A 20,565-nucleotide genomic window follows, 5' to 3' on the forward strand; every position below is an offset into this window, starting at 1 on the left:
CCACTGAACGGCTCATTGGGTGCTATCGTCCTTGCCTGCATCGTCGCCAAAACCGGGGAAAGAAATATCTGGGATGTCCAGCTCTATCTTGGGCAGGTCCTGGTTGAGCAGAGATGCCAGATAGGAATCCGGATCCTGGTCCTCGCTCTTACCGCCCTGCGCGTTTGGTGAATACCGCGGCTTGGCCCAGTCAGGTGTATCCGAGACTGGTTGGCGCGAATCTGTGTCGCTTCCAGCCGTCTGATCCGAGGGACGCTCCTGTGGGGCAGACTTTTCTGGCGCAGGCTCATCATAGCTGCCCAAGGGTCCGCCTGCTCCCAGACGACCGTCGACGAAGGGTGAAGAGATGATCGAAGTGCTTCCTGACGCAGGCGACACGTCAGCATCAACACCATTCGAGATGGGCTTCGACGATTCAGGGCTTGCAGAGAAGGAGAACTCATCTCCTTCCGAAGCAGCGGCCGGGGTGGAGGCGACAGAAGTCGAAGGCGTCTGCGTCGTGGACGAAGAAGAAGGCGTGTGGCTGAAAGGCACGGATTGTGCAGCCGGCACGGAGACAGGCATGGCGGCGGAATTGACGGGGACGGCGGCAGGTCGGCTGTTCACCCCGGCTGAATAGGCCTGTCTGGCTGAAGAAGATTCAGCAGCAGGCGCTGTACCGGCGACTGCTGCACCGGCATCCGTAGATGCCCGAGCATCGTCCTGGGCCAGCCGCTTGTTCACCGCCGAGGCCAGAGCGCCCAGAGAGCTGTTGGGCTGAACCGGGGGCATCGGCTGAGTGCTGGCTGTCGGAGCTTCAAAGATGGCCCGTTCAGCCTGATGGAGTTGAGCGAAATCATTCGGATTGTTCGGGGCGCCTTCAACAGTTGTGCCCATTGATCCGGCAACAGGTGCACTGGCATTGTTCCAGGCGGGTGTCTGACTCTGTCTGATTAGCGGCTGGATGTTCGAAGCTGAAGAATTCTGCGCTGAAAATTGCGTTTGTGCAGAAGCAGCAAGTACCGGCGAACTGGCACCAACGGTTTTGGAGTTCTCGCCGACCCTGGCAAAGGACTCCAGCTGTTCCAGGAGCTCGACGGCCTTGGCCAGGAAGAAATCCACCTGACGTTCGTCATAGCCCTTGCCCCCCCGACGCTGAGTAAAGATGACATTGGAGACGCGATCGGCCGTGATGTCGGTGTTCTTTGGCTTGTCCGAGCCCGCTTTCCGCCCCTCCTGCAGGTTGAGCAGGTCCGATGTCTTGTTGAGGATCTGTTCGATCAGCCGCTCCACCTGCTTGCAGTCGTAGGAAGGCATGCCCGGATCCCCGCGTCTAAAGACGCTGCCCGAAGTCCTGCCCGCATGGGCTGCAAGCTCAGCTTGCAGGCTGACCATCCTGGTCGTCCATCCATCCACGCCCACACGGGCAAGTTCCAGACTGGTCTGCCTGTCGGAAATCACCCTCTCCAATCGGGAGAGGGCAGCATCCACCTGGGTGATGATGTAGCCGTTCTTGCACAGGTCAAAGGAGGCGTTGGCGATCTCCTCCTGGGTCAGGTCAGGATCCTGGCTCTCATAGAGCGAGTGTGCACGCTCCAGGAAGGCATCCACCTGCTTGGTGTCATATCCCCACTTGCGCTTGCCCGAGCGCGCTATGGTCGCCTGGGTTCCGCGGGCATCAGGCTTAGCTGACATCAGGCATCGACCTCCTGACCTTTCTTGCCAACGATCGTAGTGCATCGATTCTACGTGAGCGTTAAGACGCGACTCCGGGCACGCCCTCCTCAAAACCCCTGTGGTCCCGCCCGGACTCGAACCGGGGACATCCACCGTGTAAAGGTGGCGCTCTAACCAACTGAGCCACGGGACCAGCACACTACTTTAGCAGAATACACGGTGACAAGGCCGCACGGTGCGGCTATAATCCACTAGGAATTCGCGGCCGTTGTCCGCAAAAGCAGAGAAACACACCATACGACAGGGGGTTCAGTTGTCACAGACAGTCGATACAGGCAGTGGCAGGAAGACCAACCGCACCCTGGTGACGGTAGCGGTCTTCATCGCCACATTCATGACGGCCATCGAGGGGACCATCGTCTCCACCGCCATGCCCACCATCATCGGGGACCTGCATGGGCTGTCCATCATGAACTGGGTCTACTCCATCTATCTGCTCATGACGGCGGTCACAACGCCCATCTACGGCAAGCTTTCGGACCGCTTCGGTCGCAAGCCGCTGCTGACCATCGGTCTGTTGGTCTTCGTGATCGGGTCCACCTTATGTGCCCTGTCCCAGTCCATGCCCCAGCTGATCGGCGCCCGTTTTCTGCAAGGTCTTGGGGCAGGCGCCATCCAGCCGCTGACCTACACAGTCCTGGCTGACATCTATCCCCTGGACAAGCGGGCGGGAATGATCGGCCTGAACGGCTCGGCCTGGGGCATCGCCTCCATCATCGCCCCCCTGCTGGGAGGCTTCATCGTCCAGCAGATAAGCTGGCACTGGGTCTTCGCCATCAACGTGCCCATCGGCCTACTGGTCATCATCATGATCCAGATCTTCCTGAGCGAGCATATTAAGGCGCGTGAAACCCGCGTCGACTACATGGGCATCGGGCTGCTCAGCATCTGCCTGATCTGCCTGATGCTCTGCCTGCAGAGCCTGGGATCGGCAGGCGATGTGCGAATGACCTTGGTCCTGGCTGCCGCCACCTTGGCCACCTTTGCCTTGCTTCTTCATGTGGAGGGCCGCCAGGAGGATCCCATCCTGCCCCTGCGGCTCTTCCGCATCAGGACCTTCGTCATCCAGAACATCTGCATGCTCCTGGTGGCCGGATTCCTCATGGGCTTCGACACCTACATGCCCATCTGGATGCAGTCTGTGCTGGGAATGAACCCCTCCCTGGGCGGCTTTGTGGTCACCCCCTCCTCCATTCTCTGGCTCCTGGGCGCCTACCTGGCCGGACCGCTGACCATGCACCACCCGCCGCACCGGGCCACCAACATTGGCCTGGCCTTCATCCTGACAGCCTGCGTCTGCTACATAGCCGTCCCCCAGGCCACCGCCTACTGGGTCTTCCTGCTCATCTCTGCCGTGGTCGGTTTCGGCTTCGGCCTGACCATCACCACCTCGACCATCACCGCCCAGAGCGTTGTGCCCTCAGGCGACGTGGGTGCCTCGACCAGCTTCAACACCCTGGCCCGCTCCCTGGGTCAGACCCTGATGGTCTCCATATTCGGCATCGTCATGAACACGGTCATCGCCCGCGAGGTGCCTCAGTATAAGGGACTGACCGAGGACATGATGAACAGCATGATCAACCCGGCCACGGCAGGGAGCATCCCCTCCCGACTGCTTGGCCCCGCCCGCGCCATCGTCTTCGACGGCTTGCATTGGATCTTCCTGGTGGGCCTGGTCATCCTGGTCATGGCCCTGGTGGCCAACCTCTGCGACATCCGCTCGCGTACTCTGCTTGCCGAATATCAGAACAAGGCCACGACGGCGGCTCCTGCCATTGCCGAGGAGGACAAGCAGTAAGAGCCGCTGGCCAGCGGGATTCCTCCGGGAATTCCTTATGTATGGAAACGAGGCGGCGGGCATCGGTCGATCCTGATGCCCACCGCCTCGTTCATTGACGCTTATGCAATATGCTTGGCGCAGGAAACGCCCGGACGGCCGAAAGCCTTACTTGCCCTTGCCGAAAGCCCGCAACTGGGTGGCGTTCCAATCCTTGCTGACGGTGGTGGGCATCAGCGCGTTCATGCCCGCGGTCTTGGCCGCATTGGAGACGACCCCTGGCGCCGACGCCCCGGGTCTGCCGGGCTTGGGAGTCAGCACCCAGAAAGGCGCACCCTTATTGACCATGGCCGAGGCATCCATGATGGTGTCCGCCAGATCGTCCTCGGCATCGCCGTCCCGCCACCAGATGATGACCCCATCCACGGCTGCGTCATAGTCCTCGTCCACCAGCTCTTCGCCGGTCAGGTCCTCGATCCTGGTCCGGATCCCGTCATCGACATCGTCGTCCCACATCCATTCCTGAACAATATCTCCGGGATGAAAACCGAACTCTTCCGCTGTATAGGTTGTAGTCTCAGCCACGGCTTCAGCATAACAAGACTGCCGGAATTCACCAATTGGACCGGCCTTGTCTTATCTGCCTTTAGCGGCCGTGCAGCGGGGCAGCCCCTCCCCCTGGCCATGGCCGATAGCCACCAAGGCCTTGTAGGCCTCATCCAAAGTGGACACCCGCACATCGCGCAGCCCTTGAGGTACATGGCCAACCACCTGTGAGCAGTTGTCTTTCGGAGCCAGGAACCAGGTGGCGCCGTCCCGTCTGGCCCCCAGCATCTTCAGCCGGATGCCGCCGATGGCACCGACCCGTCCCCTCTGATCCATGGTGCCGGTTCCGGCGATGGTCAGACCGCCTGTCTCCTGCTCCGGCGTGATCATGTCGATGGCCCCCAGGGTGTACATGAGCCCGGCCGAGGGGCCGCCGATGTCCGCCACCTTCATGTTGAACTCCAGGCCTGACACGTCATATCCTCGGGCCTTCAGGAAGGCCAGAGCCTGGGCCGAGGCAGCCTTCTGGGAGCCATGCATGTCGCCTTGCTCCTGACGCTTGTACTCCTCTACGCTCTGTCCGGGAGGCACCACAGCCTCCTGGGGAAGAACCGTGGCATGGGGGTCCGCCCAGCCCACCAAGGCATCCAGGTTCGAGGCCGGGTAGCCGGGGATTCCGCGGGCATTGACCGTGGTCATCAGCAGACGACCCTTGTCATGGTGGACCTGGCCGCCCTTTACCTTGATGACCGGTGAGCCTTTTGAACTTCCCAGCACATCCTGGGTGGGACCGGGCGTCTCGATGGTATAAGGCGAAGGAAGGAAAAGCACCACGACGGCCAGAATGACCAGAAGGCCGCTGACCAGCATTTTGCGCGTGGGTCCGCCAAGCGTCCCAGCTTGCTTTTCGGGTGCGCCTGTGGCGCAGTGATCCGATTTCCCGTGCGGAAGTGTCATAGCTCCAATATTATGGTTGATGAAGACGATAATCCCGGCAGATGTCAGCCTTGACGACGGACAATCTGCCTTGGCGAGGACTGGAAACAAAGCAATGGACGAGAATGCAATCCACCAATGGCTCATCGAGTGCTTCGGCCCGGTGCAGGGCGAGCTGGCCTGGAGTCAGTTCTCACAGCTGCCTGAGTCCATCCGCTCCCAGATGGCGGCCCAGGGAGCCGATCAGCTGCCCAAACCCGCCGAGGTCCAGGCTCTGATCCAGGCTTTCACGGCCGGAGGGCTGAACACGCCTGCCGACATGAAAGCCCAGGCTGATCAAGGGCCCATCAACGTTGCGTTGGCCAAGAACATCGCCCTAGGGCGCACCAGAGCCGACCAGTCCGACACCACAGTCACAGCCGAGGACAGCGATCTGGTGGCCCGTGTCATGAGCGAGGCCAACCTCTGGTTGGACACCGTCAGCGTCTTTGACCCCGCCCCAGGCCGCACCGAAGCCCTGACCCGTGCCGGGTGGATCGAAGGCAGCATAGACGCTTGGGTCCAGTTCGCTTCCCCTGTGGCACAGGCGGTCAGCGAGGCCCTGACCTCCGTCATAAGCCAGCGCTTCCAAGGCTTCGATCAGGGCGAGATCTCAGGAATGTTCGCCGGGCCCGTGCCCATCCCGCTGCCGGACAACCTCAAGGACCCGACCACACTGATGAGGCTACTGGGAAACACATCCTTCGCCATGCAGCTGGGACAGGCCGCCGGCGAGCTGGCCAAGGAGGTCCGCGGTGGATTCGACCAGGGCATTCCGCTGCTGAAGAATCCAGCCGGAGCCCTCATACCGCAGAACATCAAGTCATACGCAAAATCCCTGGAACTGGATCTGGACGAGGTAACCAGTTACATGGCTCTCAAGGAGGCCGCACACGCCCGGCTCTATGCCGCCGTCCCCTGGCTGATGCCCCGCTTCGAAGCCCTGATCGGCAAGTATGCACGGGGAGTCTCCATCGACCTGGATGCCGTGGAGGACCAACTGCGCGATGCTGAACAGATCAACCCCGAATCCATCGCTGGCGCCATCAACCTCAGCAACGTCGGCATTGAGGATACTCCCGAACAGAAGGAAGCCCTGCACAGCCTGGGCGATCTGCTGGCACTGGTGGACGGCTGGGTGGATTGCGTGGTCTGGAACGCCGGCATGGCCCACCTGCCCCACCTTGAGCAGCTGCGGGAGATGACTCGACGCGAGCGCGCCGTGGGAGGGCCGGCCGAGCAGACCTTCGAGTCCCTGCTGGGTCTGCATCTTCACCCCAAGCGGTTGCGTGAGGCCGCCGATCTCTGGGAGCGCATCACCGCCGACGAGGGAATCCAAGGCCGGGACGGCCACTGGTCCCATCCTGATCTGCTGCCTTCCCTGCCCGTCAAGGACGAAGCTGACCAGAGTGGGACATCGACCGCTGCAAAGGGGCAATCCGAACAGAAAGCCCACACTTCCTCCACCTCAGTGGACTGGGATGCCGAGTTGGACAAACTGCTGAACGCCGAGGATAAGGCCCCCTCTGACGATCCGACCACTCCTGCGGACTCCGACGATTCAAATGACCAGGAGCATTCAGACCACGAGGCTCCCGGCAATCAGAAGAGCGCTGGCACTGATTCCAAGGACCCTGGTAACGGTCACCCGGACAAGGACGACTCAGACAGGGGTGACTCAGACAGCAACCAAGCCTGAACAGCTCCTACGTTCCGAGGGACGAGACATCAGTCCTCAGCGGTGAATGAACCGACTAGGGGCGCGTCGGACGAAGGCGCTGCCATCCTTGTGCTCTGCGTAAGAAAGATGCAGAGTGTCCTCGGCCCTGGTCACTGCCACGTACATGAGGCGGCGCTCTTCTTCCAGGGCATCCCCCTCGGGCGGCGAGCCAAAGGGGACCAGCCCCTCGGCACATCCCACAATGAAGACGTGGGCGAACTCCAACCCCTTGACGGCGTGAATGGTGGAGACTGTGACCCTACCCTTGCCCATGCCACCCTCCAGCTGCTCCAGCACCTCCTGTTTGCTCAGATCGACCGACTGGTTCTGCCATCCTGACTCTGTACGAACTCGGTATCCTATTCCACATTCGTGCAGGGCGCGGCATATCAGAATCTGCTGGGCGTTGATCCGGGTCAGGATTGCAAACTGACCGGGCCGAGCCCCCTTTTTGACCATGGAGGCCACACGGGAGGCCACAGCTCCAGCCTCTTCACGATCGTCCTCGTAACGGGTCATCGTGACCCTGCTGCCCTCCTCACGGGCCGAGGTCAGCTTCAGATAGTCGTCACGCACCGGCGAGTGCGCCAGAATGCCGTTGGCGTAATGAACTACTTTCCCGGTGGACCTGTAATCGGTGGACAGGTTCAGATCGGCCTTGATGCTTGGAAATTCCCCGGGAAAGTTCAGCAGGTAGTAGGAGGTGGCCCCGGCGAAGGAGTAGATGGTCTGAGCCGGGTCCCCTACCACGCACAGATTCTGCCCCCCGTTGAGCCAGAGCTTGAGCAGCCGGTGTTGCAGGGGCGAGACATCCTGGTACTCGTCCACGGTAAGCCAGCCGATTCGGTCTCGAATATCTGCAGCAGCCCGACCGTCCTCTTCCAATATGTGGCAGACCAGCAGGAGAATATCGTTGAAGTCCATCTGATTGTGGGCGGCTTTGGAGCTCTCGAAGACCGTGTACAGGTCAGCCATCCGATCAGCTTCCAGACCGGCCGGAGGCAGACGGTGACCGGCAGCACAGACGCGAACGTAGTCCTGAGGAGCGATCAGCCCAACCTTGGCCCAGTTGATCTCGGCAGTCAGGTCCCTGATCTGGCCTGGATCGGGCTCCTGTCCGCAGACCCGCTGATAGGCGGATGACACCAGGGGGGACACATCCTCAATCAGATCGGGAGGATAGGTCTCACTGACCTGAGGCCAGGCCATTCTGAGCTGATGCAGGGCCGCCGAGTGAAAGGTCGCTGCCTTTAACGAGGCCGACACGCCGAGCTTGTTCAGGCGATCACGCATCTCGGCCGCTGCACGGACAGAAAAGGTCACCGCCAAGGTTCTGGATGGCTCCCAGCTGCCCCTGGCACAGGCATAGGCCATACGCCGGGTAATGGTCCTGGTCTTGCCAGCACCGGCGCCTGCGACGATCCGCACAGGTCCGTCAAGCACGGTAGCCGCCTGCCGCTGGGCGGGATCAAGCCCCTCCAGCAATCGTTCCTCATCCTCATGCACACTCCTATTGTGTCAAAGGCCGGTACCGGACCCGGCGGCGGCGTGCCCATGTGGTCAAGTGGACAACCGAATCCACAACAGTCCTTGTATTATCCTTGAGGATGTGAGTGAACGAACGAAGCTGACCCTGGCCGCCCTGGCATCGGCCGCCATGCCCGACGTTCCCATGACCGGAGCGCGCGACTGCGACCAGCTCAGCAGCCTGGACCGCGCACAGGGCGTGGACTGCGCCGTAGTCCAGGACGCGACCGGCAATGTCTATGATGTCTGGGCGACCAGCTCGGATGTCGGCAAACGCCGGCTGGGTGCTCGGGTCAAAGCAGCTCAGGCCTTGGCTGATGCCAAGGAGATAGCGGCCATGGGCTTCCGGGTCGAGCATATTCTGGCCTACCAGCCAGGCGAGAGGGAAGACAGTCCGACCGGCACCACAGCCGTTGCCGTCATGACTCACTGCCCCGGCCGAATCCGTCCCCTCCATCTGCTGACCCTTAACGAATGCACCGCAGCAGGCACCGCCATCGGCGCCATCCACCGGGTTCGCCCTGATTTTTTGAAAACCCATGGTTATCCGGCTTTCTCCACTGCTCAGATCGCAGCCCAACTGCGAGGCTGGATCAAGCGGCTGCGCATGGATGGCCATGTGCCCAAGGAAATCACTGATTCCTGGTCTTCCATCGTGGCGACCGACGGACTCTGGTCCTTCGACACCTGCACCGTCCATGGAGGCTTCTCCGATGGCGATCTGCTCTATGCAGGCTCCGGACTGAGCGGGGTCTACGGATGGCAGGACATACAGGTCAACGATCCTGCCCGCGACCTGGCTTGGATCTTCGCCAAGCTGGACGGGTCCCGCCGCAACGCGGTCATAGCGGCCTACGGCAGGATGATGGGGGCCAAGCTGGATGACCTGATCATGCTTCGAGCCAATCTCTGGCTGCAGATGGAACAGGTGGGCGAATTCATCACCGCCTTGGATCGGGCGGACAACGAGCGGATCATCCAATTCAAGGCCCAGGTGGAGCGTCTGGCCCAGCAGCTGGGTGATCACGAGCAGGGCCTGCGCACCCGTCAGGAACAGCAGGCGCACAGTCCGTCGCCAGCGGGCGCACCCTCTACCATCACCGTGGGCACGCTGCTGGACGGTGACAATGCCGAGGACCCCTCTGCGGCGAAAATACAGGAGAATCTGCGGCCAGAACAAGACCCCGTCTCGGCAGATGCGACAGCTTCGGCCAAGGAGCCTTCCTCCGAACCAACGGATGAAAGCTCAGTCACCATCGCCATCAGCAGGGTGGATATGGTTGACCTGGCTCAGACTCAGACTGCCATGGGTCATTCCGATGCAAGGCAAACGCCCATGAGGCAGGCCCAGAGCGCCGATGTCGGCATCGACGATCAGTCCAAGCCGCCAACCGTTGATCCCCTTCCCCAGAACAAGGAATCGGGTCTGAGCGACCATTTTCGAGGCATCGGCAACCCAGTCGCCAGTGACGATGAGGATGGCGAAGCAAAGCCCCAGGCTGCAATGAACAACCTGTCCGGAGACGACCGGCTTTCGAATCCCACTGAGGCGGGAGAAACCACTCCGCAAACGCATGAAGCCTCGCCGGCCAAGGCTCTTGCAGATGATCAGGCCGAGACCATCGTCATTGCCAGAAAGCCCCTGCCCGAGCAGACCCCTACGGTCACCACAGACAGACAGGCATCAGCGTCGCCGCCGGAAAGCAGTTCCTCACAAGAGAAGCCGCTCCGGGACGCTTAGAGCGTAATCACCGGGGTCAGCGAATAATGAGACCGGAAGATCCGTAGACCGACAGGACTGGGCAACGGAGAAAAACCTTGGAGGTAGCAATGGATATCGAATTCGGCATCAAGAATGTGGCCCGCACGGTCAACTTCAGCACCAACGCCAAAGCGGACGAGGTGGCTGCCCACATCAACCAAGCCCTGAGCCAGGGCGGACCCATCGATCTGGTGGACGACAAGGGGCGGCACATCATCGTTCCCAAGGAGTCCCTGGGCTACGCAGTAGTCGGTTCAGACACCACTCATCCGGTCGGTTTCGGCGTCCTGGGAGGCTCCGCCGAGTAGGACTGTGATCGCCTGACGGGTGCGGCCGGATCCTTGCGGTCCGGCCGCACCCTATCCGTATTCGCTAATTCTTCCAAGCCACAGGACGAGATCCCTGAGCCCTGTCCACAATCCGGGCCACCACCTCGCCACTGGTGCTGTTCTCCCCCATGCGGTTGGGCTTGCCTTGTCCGTGCCAATCCGATCCCCCAGTCGCCAGCAGTCCCCAGCGCTGGGCCAGGGCCAGCAGTCGTCGACGCTGCTCTGGCGGATTGTCTCGGTGCCAGACCTCCAAGCCGCCAAGCCCCTCCCTGGCCAGGGCCGCGATCTGCCGGTCGGAGAGCAGAACGGCATTGCGGCTGACGGCACCAGGGTGGGCGATGATCAGGACGCCGCCTGCATGGTTGACCGCTTCCAGCACCTGGTGAGTGGTCGGCGAGGGTGTAGGCAAATAATAAGGGCTTCTGGATGAGCAGACTCCGGCGAAGGCCTGGCTACGGTCGGCATAGACACCGGCCTTGACCAGGGCATCGGCGATATGCGGACGGCCCACTGTGGTCTTCGACCCCTCCTTGACCTGATCCAGCACATCCTGCCAAGTGATGGGATAATCCTGGGATATCCGCTCGACCATGGTTCTGGTCCTGGTCAGTCTGGCTTCCCTGGTCTTGGCGAATAGCCCGGCAATGACCGGATCTTTCGGATCATAGAGATAGGCCAGCATGTGGACCGAGACACGGCCATCCTGAGCGGTGATCTCGGTACCCGGCAGCAGGGGCATTTCCAAATCCCGAGCAGCCTGACGAGCCTGATCCCAGCCTGCATTGGTGTCATGGTCGGTGATGGCCAGACCCTCCAGTCCGAGCTGCCGAGCCTGCTCGACCATCCTCCGGGGCGTCTCAGTGCCGTCTGAGAAAACGGTGTGGCAGTGCAGATCCCAGCCGGTGCCGACTCCATGCGAACTGGGGTCCGTGGCAGTATCCTCATGCGTCATGCCTCCATCCTAAACTCGTGAACGCGTTCCAGTCGCAGAGCAACCCCTCCAACCACCGAGGTGATGGACCCCATGAGCAAACCGACCTCTTTTGCCCCGCTGCAGCAGGACGCCAGATCCTTCTCCAGCTATTTGATCGCCGCTTTGGCTTCGCTTGCGGCCCTCTATGCCAGCTTGGTTCTGTCAGCGGAAACACTCCAACTGGCACGTCACCCCCAGGGTCAGCTCAGCTGCGACATCAACTCGGTGGTCTCCTGCTCAGCCGTAGCCCAGTCGCCACAAGCCGAGCTGATTCGTCTGGGCACCCTGCCGGTCCCCAACGCCTTCCTAGGACTGATAGCCGAATCCGTCTTCCTGACCCTGGCTGTAGTGGGCCTGTGCCGGATCAAGATGCCCGCATTGCTGGCGGCAGGAACCTGGCTGGCCTCGCTTGCCGCCCTGGCCTATGCACTCTGGCTATTCACCCAGTCGCTCTTCGTCATCCACGCTCTCTGCCCTTGGTGCCTGGTCATGACCTTCGCCACTAGCCTGCAGTTCATGGCCTTCAGCCACGCCACAGTGATCCAGCAGGGTCTGCCGCGCAAGAGGCCAGGATGGCTTCAGACCTACTACCAGCGGCATTTCAATCTTATGGGCGATCTGATCTGGCTGGTCGCCCTGGCAACCATCGTCCTGGCTGTAGAAGGAACCGCCCTCTTTGGCTGATCAGCAGCCGGGAACATTCTCCAGAGTCAGACGGGCCACCATTCTGGCCGGTCCTGTCAGCCACACATCGTGCGAATCCACGTCCACATTCAGACGGCCCCCGCTCACCTGGATGGTCCAGTGATCGATCCCGGTCAAGGCTCGCAGCAGTACGCCGCTGGCGCACAGACCAGTCCCGCATGACAGAGTCTCCCCGACACCACGCTCATAGACCCTCATGGTGGCCCGACCGCTGCCATTTTCAGCATCCAGGGCATCCAGACGCAGGAACTCCACATTCTGCCCTTCGTCAAGCCCGGGGCTTACCCGTGGCGGAGCCGACAGGTCCAGGTCGCCCGGGTCCGGCAGATTGGTCCTGGCCAGCAGGTCGGCCACGGTTCCGGGCAGCCCTCCGGCCTCCAATCCGGCAGCGGCTGAGGTCAGAACGACGGCGTGGGGATTGCCCATATCCACCATGGTTCCAGGAGCCGAGCCTGATAGGGCCCTGCCGTCGACCAGCTGGCCCCCCACCGGCCCCATCCGCCAGGCGCCGACCTTGACCTTGAACACATGCTCGCTCTCGCTCTTCATCGGACTGTGCGAGACGATCCGCTTGACCCCGGCTCGAGTCCCCAGCAGGAAGGAAGAACCCTCCATGGTCGGCGTCAGCCCCTGCTTCTGGGCGAAGAGGGTGACTGCACGCGTCCCGTTGCCGCACATCTGGGCCAGTGATCCGTCCGCGTTGCGGTAGTCCATGAACCACTGGCAGCCGAAACGGTCGCAAGCATCCACCTGCTCCTGGTTCAAGTCGCTGACATCGGCCGGGTGGGTCAGCCGGATGACCCCGTCAGCGCCTACCCCGAAATGCCGGTCGCACAGCCAACGCACTTGATCGGCAGTTGGTTCCAGATCCCCCCGGGGATCGGCGTAGACCACGAAATCGTTGCCGGTGGCTTGCATTTTGTAAACAGTCCGGGGAATACTCATGCTTGTAGCGTACGGCCTTTCGGCGACAGGCTAGGCTGGTTCTTCGGCTGTGAAAGGAGCGGATCACATGGCATCAGATGCACCGATCGGGATCTTCGACTCCGGGCTCGGCGGTCTGAGCGTCACTGCGGCAATCCAGAACCTTCTGCCCCAGGAAAATCTGCTCTACTTCGGCGACTCCGCCTATGCCCCCTATGGCACCAAGAAGCCGGACCAGATTGCCCAGCGCTGCCAAATTATCGGCGACGGATTCATGGATCAGGGCGTCAAAGCCATGGTCATCGCCTGCAACACCGCCACCAGCGTCTGCGTGGATGAGATGCGCCGCCGATACCCGGTCCCGGTCATCGGCATGGAGCCGGCCCTGAAACTGGCCTGCACACGAGGCGGAGGCCGACCTCAGCGGGTTCTGGTCACGGCCACCCCGCTGACCTTGAAGGAGGACAAGTTCTCACACCTGATGGCACGGTTCTCCGGCAAACACACCATTTTTACCCAGCCCTGCCCGGACCTGGTGACCATTGTGGAGTCCGACAAGCTCAATGATCAGACCCTGGTCGATGCCACCCTGCACCGTTATTTGGATCCCTATGATCTGCAGACTTTGGATGCCTTGGTCTTGGGCTGCACCCACTTCGTCTTCTTCCGCCAGTCCATCGCCCGCATCTGCCCGCCAGGCCTGGCCTTAATCGACGGCAACCCTGGAACGGCCCGCCACCTCAAGGATCTGCTGGCCCAAGACGATGCCCTCAACCAGGACCCTGGTCCCGGCAGGGTACAGATCGCCAACTCAGATCCATCACCGGCTATGCTGGATCTGTCCAAGCGGCTGCTGGCCTCCTGCCGCCCCTGAACTGCTTGTCCAACGTTCACGCATAAGCTGTCATCAAGCGCAGATTTCTGTCAGGAAACGAGGTGCCCATGGCACGCAAAAGAACAGCTGTCATTGACGTAGGCGGCGGCTACCGGTCCATCTTTGGCGCAGGCGTCTTCGACCGCTGCATGGAGCAGGGCATTACTTTCGATCACTGCTATGGGGTCTCGGCCGGGAGCGCCAATCTGGCCTCTTTCCTGTCCGGTCAGCTCAGGCGTTGCTACCGCTTCTACACCGTCTACTCCTCCCGCAAGGAGTACGCGAGCGTGAGCAACTTCCTGACCAAGCACACCTTCGTCGATCTGGACTACGTATATGGCAAGCTGTCCGCCCATGACGGGGAGTGTCCTCTGGATTACCCTGCATTGAAGGCCAATCCTGCCCTGTTCACCATTGTGGCCTGCAACGCTACTGACGGATCCACCGTCTACTTCGACAAGTCAGACCTGTCCCAGGACAACTACGATGTCCTCAAGGCTTCATCCACAGTGCCGGTGGCCAACAAGCCCTATATGATCGATGGCGTACCCTATCTCGACGGTGGCATAGCCGATCCAGTCCCGGTCCGCAAGGCCATGGACGAGGGCTATGAACGCATCGTTCTGGTCCTGACACGCCAGAGGGATATCCTGCGAGAGCAGAAGAAGGATGTCCTGCCCGCCCGAATCCTGTCGAGGACCTATCCGGCAGCCGGCGAGCGCCTAATGGAGCGCTACCGCACCTACAACGACGAGGTGGCCCTAGCAAAACAGGCAGAGAAAGAGGGTCAAGTACTTATCCTGGCCCCGGACAGTCTGTGCGGGCTGACCACGCTGAGCAAGTCACTCAAAGGACTCAACGCCATGTATGACAAGGGCTATCGGGCTGCCGAGGCTATAGCCGACTTCCTGAAAAGCTGAATCACGCCCTGCCGGACCTGCCATGTAAAGGGCGTCCTCTCTTCAGCTCCCCCTATGAGACCTTAGAGAACCGGTGCCTCAGTCCCGCTCTTTGTCTGTGCCCCTTTGCGGCCGCCTCGGGGATCCATACTCTCCTGGCTGCTCTGGGCGGTCATCAGCGCAGCGGTCATCTGATTGAAGAGCTCGTTGTACCCTCCAGGAGTCGCCGCAGGCAGAACCAGGGTCTTGGCATTGCCGGACTCGGCCAGCGAGCGCATCACATCGAGATACTGGTTGAAGAGCACCACATTGTTGACGGCATCGATATCCATGCCCACAGCTCGCAGACTGTTGATCTGGTCCACAATGCCGTTGGCGATCTCCCGCCTGTAGTTGGCCTGGCCCTCGCCCTGCATCCTGGTCTTCTCAGCATCGGCCCTGGCCTGGGTCTCTATCTCGATCCGACGCGCCTCGGCACGCTCCCTGGTGGCCTCCTTCTCACGCTGGGCCGCATTGATGGAGTCCATGGCCTGCTTGACCTGGGTGGAGGGGTCGATTGCGGTAACCAGGGTCTTGATGACCGAGAAGCCGAAGCGCTGCATCTCCTGGCCTACAGTCTGCTGCACATCGGAGGCGATGTCGTCCTTGCGAGCGAAGGCGTCATCCAGGCTCAGGGCCGGAATGGCCGACCTGAGGGCATCCTCCATGTAGGAGCGCAGCTGCCCGGCCGGGTCGACCAGCTCGTAATAGGCCGTAGCCACGTTGGCCGCCTCCACGCGGAACTGTGCAGAGACCTCAACGGTGACGAAAACGTTGTCCTTGGTCTTGGTCTCCAGCTTGACGTTCAGCTGGTTGACCCGCAGGTTGGTTTTGGCGGCTATCCGGTCCACCAGGGGGATCTTGGCATGAATGCCCGCCAGCGCCACCCGGTGGTACTTGCCGAAGCGCTCAATGACGTCCGCCTGCTGTTGGGGCACCACGAAAATCCCCAGAAGGAAGATGATCAGCGCCAGGACCAGCACGGCGATCACAATGGCGATGCCCAGATGCATGAGTGTTCTCCTTCGAGCTTAAAACCCTTGGGGCCGGACCTGAGAACCGCACCATTCCGGCCTATCCTCTCATCACCATACATGATGGACTCGTCTGAATAATCGGTTCGGGCGCATAAGCCGTAATAGACTCGGCTTTACGAGCCTTCAACCCGAAAGGATGAATATGGCAAAACTACGCGGCATCGACGCCGAAATCTTCCCCCTGGTCCTGGGCGGCAACACCTTCGGATGGACCAGCGACGAATCCGAGTCTGACCAGGTCCTGGACGCCTACACGCAAGCCGGGGGCAACCTGATCGATACAGCCGACGTCTACTCGGCCTGGGCCCCAGGCCACTCCGGCGGCGAGTCCGAGATCGTCCTGGGCCGCTGGCTGGCCAAGAACGGCAACCGAGACAAGGTCCTGGTGGCTACCAAGGTCAGCCAGCACCCCCAGTACTCAGGCCTGTCAGCCAAGAACATCGAGGCCGCCGCCGACGCCTCGCTGCTCAGGCTGGGCCTGGATGTGATCGATCTCTACTACGCCCACTACGACGACAGCTCCACCCCCTTGGAGGAGACTGCTGCAGCCTTCGACAAGCTGGTCAAGGAGGGCAAGGTCCGGGCCATCGGCCTGTCCAACTACACGCCTGACCGGATCCGCGAATGGTTCAGCATTGCACGCAAGGAGGGCCTGACCCTGCCGGTGGCCCTGGAGCCCCAGTACAACCTGGTCTGCCGCAAGGACTATGAGAATGGCCTTATGCCAGTTGCCAAGGACGAGGATCTGGCGGTCTTCCCCTACTTCTCACTGGCTTCGGGCTTCCTGACGGGCAAGTACCGGACCATGGACGACCTCAAGGGCAAGCAGCGCGAGGGCATGGTCAAGGACTTCTTCACCCAGGAGGGACTGGACGTGGTCGCTGCCATGGACGGCATCGCCAAGGCCCACGGGGTCGAGCTGGCCACCGTAGCCCTGGCCTGGCTCAACCATAGGCCTGGGATCGCAGCCCCCATCGCCTCTGCACGCACCCCCGAGCAGCTGCCGGCCCTTCTGGCCGCTGCCCATCTGGAACTGAGCGACCAGGATATGCAGACCCTGGACCAGGTCAGCGACAAGGTCAAGGGCTGATCAGCAGCCGGCGCTCCATCGCAATATTGCCAGCCGCACGGCCAAGCGTGGCGCAGACGAGCACCTAGCCAGGCAGGTCGTATGAAAAAGGGCTTCCATCTCCTATCAGATGGAAGCCCTTTTCATGCAACTATGATCAGGCTTTGACCAGGTCGACCTGCGGCTGGTCCAGATCGCCAGCATTGACGGTCAGACTGGTGGCCAGGGTCTCGCGGGCGATCAGGTCGCTGAACTGCTGAGCCTTGGAGGCATCCTCCTTGGGGAGGGTCAGGGTCAGCCGAATCCGGTCAGCGATGTCCAGGCCAGCGGTCTTCCGAGCATCCTGAACCTGGCGGATCAGATCCCTGGCATAGCCCTCGGCCAGGAGATCGTCGTCCAGCTGGGTGTCGAGAATGACGAAGCCACCAGTGGGCAGGGCCGCGGAGGCCGACCGGTCGGCCTGGGAGCCATCCTCCTGCTCGATCCGGTTGTCCAGCTCGTATTCGCCGGGTTCCAGGGCCACCGGGCCGTCGGGGGTGGTGACGACCACGTAGCCGTCCTGCTCGGACCAGTCGCCCTCCTTGGAAGCCTTGATGACGAACTGGACCTGCTTGCCCAGCCGGGGTCCGGCAGCACGGGCATTGACCTTGAGATCGTGGATGATCCGCAGACCATGCTGACCGGCCTGGTCCAGGGTGCAGAACTCCACGTCCTTGATGTTGAGCTCGGACTTGAGCACGTCCACGTAGGAGCGGGCCGCGTCGGGGTCACGAACCACCACGGTCAGCAGGGACAGGGGCTGGCGGACGCGAATCTGCTCGGCCTTGCGCAGGGCCAGGGTGGCCGAAACCACCTCGCGGACCTTCTCCATGGCGGCTACCAGGACAGGATCGTCACGCAGGACCTGTCCCAGTTCGGTCTCCTGCCCGTTGGCCTCATCGGCCAGGAAGGGCCAGTCGGCCAGATGGACCGACTCCCCACCGGTCAACCCCCGCCAGATCTGCTCGGCTTCCATGGGTGCCAGCGGGGCCAGAACTCGGGCGAAAGCCTCCAGGACCGTGTAGAGCGTGTCGAAGGCCTGGTGGTCCTCGCCCCAGAAGCGGTCGCGGTTGTTGCGGATGTACCAATTGGTCAGCACATCGATGAAGTCGGTCACCGCATCGCAGGCCTCCGAGATGGCGAAGTCGTCCAGGGCCTTCTGCACCGACTGGATCAGCCGACGGGTGCGTGCCAGCAGGAAGCGATCCATCTCCGGCAGGTCGGCCACACGGTCCGGCGTCAGCGCCTGGGCCTGGTACCCGGCGCCCTTGTTGGCCGCGTTGGCGTAGAGCGTGTAGAAGTAGTAGGAGCTCCAGACCGGCAGCATGACCTGGCGGACCGTGTCGCGGATGCCATCGGCGGTGACGACCAGGTTGCCGCCGCGCAGGATGGAAGAGCTCATCAGGAACCAGCGCATGGCGTCGGATCCGTACTTGTCGAAGACCTCGTTCACATCCGGGTAGTTGCGCAGGTGCTTGCTCATCTTCTGGCCGTCGGAGCCCAGGACGATGCCATGGCAGATCACGTTCTTGAAGGCCGGGCGGTCGAAGAGGGCTGTGGACATGATGTGCATGGTGTAGAACCAGCCGCGGGTCTGGCCGATGTACTCGACCACAAAATCACAGGGATCCCTGTCCTCGAAGTACTGCTTGTTTTCGAAGGGGTAGTGGAACTGGGCGAAGGGCATGGAGCCCGACTCGAACCAGCAGTCCAGCACATCGGTGATCCTGTGCATGGTGGATTTGCCGGTGGGGTCGTCAGGGTTGGGCCTGATCAGCTGGTCGATCCAGGGCCGATGCATGTTGATCTGCCCCTTGTCATCAGTCGGGTAACGTCCGAAGTCCTGCTTGAGCTCATCCAAGGACCCGTAGACGTCCACCCGAGGATACTTGGGATCGTCCGAGACCCAGACCGGGATGGGCGAGCCCCAGAACCTGTTGCGGGAGATGGACCAGTCGCGGGCATTGGCCAGCCACTTGCCGAACTGGCCGTCCTTGACGTTTCCGGGGATCCAGTTGATCTGCTGGTTGAGTTCCAGGAGGCGGTCCTTGATCTTGGTCACGGAGACGAACCAGCTGGAGACCGGCTTGTAGATCAGCGGGGTGCCGCAACGCCAGCAGTGCGGGTAGGAGTGGACGTAGCTCTTCTCCTGGAAGAGGAGGGCCCGGTGCTCGGCTGGGATCTGTGCCAGGGGGCCATCGCCTGCGCGCAGGTTGCGCACGATGGGCATGTTGGCCTCGAAGGCCTGCAGGCCCTGGTAGTCGGGGCACTGCTCGGTGAAGACCGCGCCTGCATCGAGCACGTCCACGCTGCGGATGCCCTTGGCGTTCAGGGTGTTCATATCGTCCTCGCCATAGGGAGCCTGGTGGACCAGGCCGGTGCCCTCCACGGTGTCGACGTAATCGGCCGTGTAAATGGTATAGGCATTGGGACCGGGGGTGCCGCCCTTGGATTCAGCCTGCTCTCCGGCGAAGTAGGGGAAGACCGGCCAGTACCGCCAGCCTTCCATCTGGGAGCCCTTGAGGGTGCGAACCACTTGGTAGTCCTCCCCCAACTGCTTGGCATAGTCGCCCAGACGGGCCGTGGCGAGGTAGAAGCGCTTGCCTGCGAAGGGCCCCGACACCGGACTGACCTCCGAGTACTCGATGTCGGCGCCGACCACAATGGCCAGGTTGGTGGGAACGGTCCAGGGAGTAGTGGTCCAGAAGACCGCATAGGCATCCTCGTCCCTGAGCTTGACGGCCACGGAGACAGTGGTGTCCTGCCGGTCCTGGTAGACATCAGCATCCATGCGCAGCTCATGGTTGGACAGCGGGGTCTGATCCTTCCAGCAGTAGGGCAGCACCCGGTAGCCCTCGTAGGCTAGGCCCTTCTCGTAGAGGGTCTTGAAGGCCCACATGACCGACTCCATGTAGGAGACATCCAGAGTCTTGTATCCGTGGTCGAAGTCCACCCAGCGGGCCTGACGGTGGACGTAGTCCTTCCACTCGCTGGTGTACTTGAGCACTGAAGCGCGGCAGGCGTCATTGAACTTCTCGATGCCCATCTGCTCGATCTGATCCACGCTGTCGATGCCGAGCTCACGCTGCGCCTCCAGCTCGGCAGGCAGACCGTGGGTGTCCCAGCCGAAGACCCTCTTGACTTTGTGTCCTTTCATGGTCTGGTAGCGGGGAATGACATCCTTGACGTAACCGGTCAGCAGGTGTCCATAGTGGGGCAGGCCGTTGGCGAAGGGCGGGCCATCGAAGAAGACGAACTCATTGTCGGCATGATCGCCGGAAGGGCGACGATCCACTGACTTGTTGAATGTATCGTCATGGTCCCAGTAGTCCAGAACGGACTCCTCCATATGGGGGAAGGAGGGATTGGGCTTCACCTTGGCCAGAGCCGGGTCCACCACCGCCTTGGGATAGACTACGCCGTCCCGACTTGTCGCATCTGAGGTATCAGTGGTCTGATTCACCGTTCACGCTCCTCGCTGGTCGTTCATGTCGCCATGCCGAGGACGAGGGGCCCATGGGGCCCACCGCGGTACCACCTCGCTTGCCCGGCCAATGACCCGCGCCGGACCGCTTGAACTGGGCTATGCGGGCCCACCCGTCGGTTCTACTGAGGATCGCCGCAAGCAGTCCCGTTCTTCCGAGGGCTCCCCGC

16 protein-coding genes and 1 tRNA gene are annotated in these 20,565 nt (G+C 61.7%); 8 read left to right on the top strand and 9 right to left on the bottom strand.

Translation table 11 applies throughout. The annotated features are described in order from the left end of the window. Window positions 1–12 precede the first annotated feature (12 nt). Together ACGG9J_RS02620 and ACGG9J_RS02625 are read right to left on the bottom strand one after the other, a co-directional pair. On the bottom strand, window positions 13–1,674 hold the full coding sequence (locus tag ACGG9J_RS02620) for a DivIVA domain-containing protein (RefSeq protein ID WP_390133354.1): 1,662 nt from the start codon (window positions 1,672–1,674) through the stop codon (window positions 13–15). Between the two features lie 101 nt (window positions 1,675–1,775). Next, a tRNA-Val gene (locus ACGG9J_RS02625) sits at window positions 1,776–1,849 on the bottom strand. Between the two features lie 120 nt (window positions 1,850–1,969). Here ACGG9J_RS02625 and ACGG9J_RS02630 point away from each other — a divergent pair. After that, window positions 1,970–3,514 (top strand): MDR family MFS transporter, encoded by a 1,545-nt coding sequence (locus ACGG9J_RS02630; protein WP_390133356.1) that lies wholly within the window; start codon window positions 1,970–1,972, stop codon window positions 3,512–3,514. Between the two features lie 147 nt (window positions 3,515–3,661). Here the strand turns inward: ACGG9J_RS02630 and ACGG9J_RS02635 are convergent, their stop codons facing one another. Together ACGG9J_RS02635 and ACGG9J_RS02640 are read right to left on the bottom strand one after the other, a co-directional pair. Then, window positions 3,662–4,078, bottom strand: coding sequence for a DUF3052 domain-containing protein (locus ACGG9J_RS02635; protein ID WP_024627263.1), 417 nt, complete (start codon window positions 4,076–4,078; stop codon window positions 3,662–3,664). 51 nt (window positions 4,079–4,129) lie between these two features. Then, the gene (locus ACGG9J_RS02640; protein WP_390133359.1) at window positions 4,130–4,996 is read right to left on the bottom strand and encodes a S16 family serine protease; all 867 of its coding nucleotides are present in this window, start codon (window positions 4,994–4,996) and stop codon (window positions 4,130–4,132) included. A gap of 94 nt (window positions 4,997–5,090) precedes the next feature. Between ACGG9J_RS02640 and ACGG9J_RS02645 the strand changes: the two genes are divergently transcribed. Further along, window positions 5,091–6,713: a zinc-dependent metalloprotease gene (locus ACGG9J_RS02645; RefSeq protein WP_390133361.1), complete on the top strand. Its 1,623-nt coding sequence runs from the start codon at window positions 5,091–5,093 to the stop codon at window positions 6,711–6,713. Between the two features lie 36 nt (window positions 6,714–6,749). Here the strand turns inward: ACGG9J_RS02645 and ACGG9J_RS02650 are convergent, their stop codons facing one another. Continuing rightward, window positions 6,750–8,240, bottom strand: coding sequence for an ATP-dependent helicase (locus ACGG9J_RS02650; RefSeq protein ID WP_390133363.1), 1,491 nt, complete (start codon window positions 8,238–8,240; stop codon window positions 6,750–6,752). A 103-nt stretch (window positions 8,241–8,343) separates the two neighbouring features. Between ACGG9J_RS02650 and ACGG9J_RS02655 the strand changes: the two genes are divergently transcribed. Then, complete coding sequence (locus ACGG9J_RS02655; protein WP_390133365.1) at window positions 8,344–10,002, top strand: phosphotransferase; 1,659 nt, start codon at window positions 8,344–8,346, stop codon at window positions 10,000–10,002. 89 nt (window positions 10,003–10,091) lie between these two features. Then, window positions 10,092–10,331 (top strand): DUF3107 domain-containing protein, encoded by a 240-nt coding sequence (locus ACGG9J_RS02660; RefSeq protein WP_390133367.1) that lies wholly within the window; start codon window positions 10,092–10,094, stop codon window positions 10,329–10,331. Between the two features lie 64 nt (window positions 10,332–10,395). Here the strand turns inward: ACGG9J_RS02660 and ACGG9J_RS02665 are convergent, their stop codons facing one another. Beyond that, window positions 10,396–11,304, bottom strand: coding sequence for a PHP domain-containing protein (locus tag ACGG9J_RS02665; RefSeq protein ID WP_390133369.1), 909 nt, complete (start codon window positions 11,302–11,304; stop codon window positions 10,396–10,398). A 72-nt stretch (window positions 11,305–11,376) separates the two neighbouring features. Between ACGG9J_RS02665 and ACGG9J_RS02670 the strand changes: the two genes are divergently transcribed. Beyond that, window positions 11,377–12,009 (top strand): vitamin K epoxide reductase family protein, encoded by a 633-nt coding sequence (locus tag ACGG9J_RS02670; RefSeq protein WP_390133371.1) that lies wholly within the window; start codon window positions 11,377–11,379, stop codon window positions 12,007–12,009. Here ACGG9J_RS02670 and dapF read toward each other — a convergent pair whose 3' ends face one another. Further along, the gene (gene dapF, locus ACGG9J_RS02675; RefSeq protein WP_390133373.1) at window positions 12,010–12,975 is read right to left on the bottom strand and encodes a diaminopimelate epimerase; all 966 of its coding nucleotides are present in this window, start codon (window positions 12,973–12,975) and stop codon (window positions 12,010–12,012) included. A gap of 67 nt (window positions 12,976–13,042) precedes the next feature. On the opposite strand from dapF, the gene murI reads away from it, so the two are divergent. Both murI and ACGG9J_RS02685 read left to right on the top strand, forming a co-directional pair. After that, window positions 13,043–13,828 (top strand): glutamate racemase, encoded by a 786-nt coding sequence (murI, locus tag ACGG9J_RS02680; RefSeq protein ID WP_390133375.1) that lies wholly within the window; start codon window positions 13,043–13,045, stop codon window positions 13,826–13,828. Window positions 13,829–13,896: 68 nt separating this feature from the next. Then, a complete protein-coding gene (locus ACGG9J_RS02685) occupies window positions 13,897–14,748 on the top strand; it encodes a patatin-like phospholipase family protein (RefSeq protein ID WP_390133377.1) in 852 nt (283 codons plus the stop codon). Between the two features lie 62 nt (window positions 14,749–14,810). Here ACGG9J_RS02685 and ACGG9J_RS02690 read toward each other — a convergent pair whose 3' ends face one another. Further along, window positions 14,811–15,779, bottom strand: coding sequence for an SPFH domain-containing protein (locus tag ACGG9J_RS02690; protein WP_390133379.1), 969 nt, complete (start codon window positions 15,777–15,779; stop codon window positions 14,811–14,813). A 166-nt stretch (window positions 15,780–15,945) separates the two neighbouring features. Here ACGG9J_RS02690 and ACGG9J_RS02695 point away from each other — a divergent pair, with 166 nt between their 5' ends. After that, window positions 15,946–16,893 carry an aldo/keto reductase gene (locus ACGG9J_RS02695; protein WP_390133381.1) on the top strand — a complete coding sequence of 316 codons (948 nt, stop codon included), beginning with the start codon at window positions 15,946–15,948 and terminating at the stop codon, window positions 16,891–16,893. Between the two features lie 136 nt (window positions 16,894–17,029). On the opposite strand, the gene ileS is transcribed toward ACGG9J_RS02695, so the two are convergent. Next, window positions 17,030–20,374 carry a mupirocin-resistant isoleucine--tRNA ligase gene (ileS, locus tag ACGG9J_RS02700; RefSeq protein ID WP_390133383.1) on the bottom strand — a complete coding sequence of 1,115 codons (3,345 nt, stop codon included), beginning with the start codon at window positions 20,372–20,374 and terminating at the stop codon, window positions 17,030–17,032. Window positions 20,375–20,565 lie beyond the last annotated feature (191 nt).

Source organism: Bifidobacterium apicola, assembly GCF_042846865.1.
Lineage (GTDB): Bacteria > Actinomycetota > Actinomycetes > Actinomycetales > Bifidobacteriaceae > Bombiscardovia > Bombiscardovia apicola.

Bases quoted from the DNA above. Each gene is read 5' to 3' on its own strand.
- ACGG9J_RS02620 (WP_390133354.1), bottom strand. From the start codon at position 1,674: ATGTCAGCTAAGCCTGATGCCCGCGGAACCCAGGCGACCATAGCGCGC.
- ACGG9J_RS02640 (WP_390133359.1), bottom strand. From the start codon at position 4,996: ATGACACTTCCGCACGGGAAATCGGATCACTGCGCCACAGGCGCACCC.
- ACGG9J_RS02645 (WP_390133361.1), top strand. From the start codon at position 5,091: ATGGACGAGAATGCAATCCACCAATGGCTCATCGAGTGCTTCGGCCCG.
- ACGG9J_RS02660 (WP_390133367.1), top strand. From the start codon at position 10,092: ATGGATATCGAATTCGGCATCAAGAATGTGGCCCGCACGGTCAACTTC.
- ACGG9J_RS02665 (WP_390133369.1), bottom strand. From the start codon at position 11,304: ATGACGCATGAGGATACTGCCACGGACCCCAGTTCGCATGGAGTCGGC.
- ACGG9J_RS02670 (WP_390133371.1), top strand. From the start codon at position 11,377: ATGAGCAAACCGACCTCTTTTGCCCCGCTGCAGCAGGACGCCAGATCC.
- dapF (WP_390133373.1), bottom strand. From the start codon at position 12,975: ATGAGTATTCCCCGGACTGTTTACAAAATGCAAGCCACCGGCAACGAT.
- murI (WP_390133375.1), top strand. From the start codon at position 13,043: ATGGCATCAGATGCACCGATCGGGATCTTCGACTCCGGGCTCGGCGGT.
- ACGG9J_RS02685 (WP_390133377.1), top strand. From the start codon at position 13,897: ATGGCACGCAAAAGAACAGCTGTCATTGACGTAGGCGGCGGCTACCGG.
- ACGG9J_RS02690 (WP_390133379.1), bottom strand. From the start codon at position 15,779: ATGCATCTGGGCATCGCCATTGTGATCGCCGTGCTGGTCCTGGCGCTG.
- ACGG9J_RS02695 (WP_390133381.1), top strand. From the start codon at position 15,946: ATGGCAAAACTACGCGGCATCGACGCCGAAATCTTCCCCCTGGTCCTG.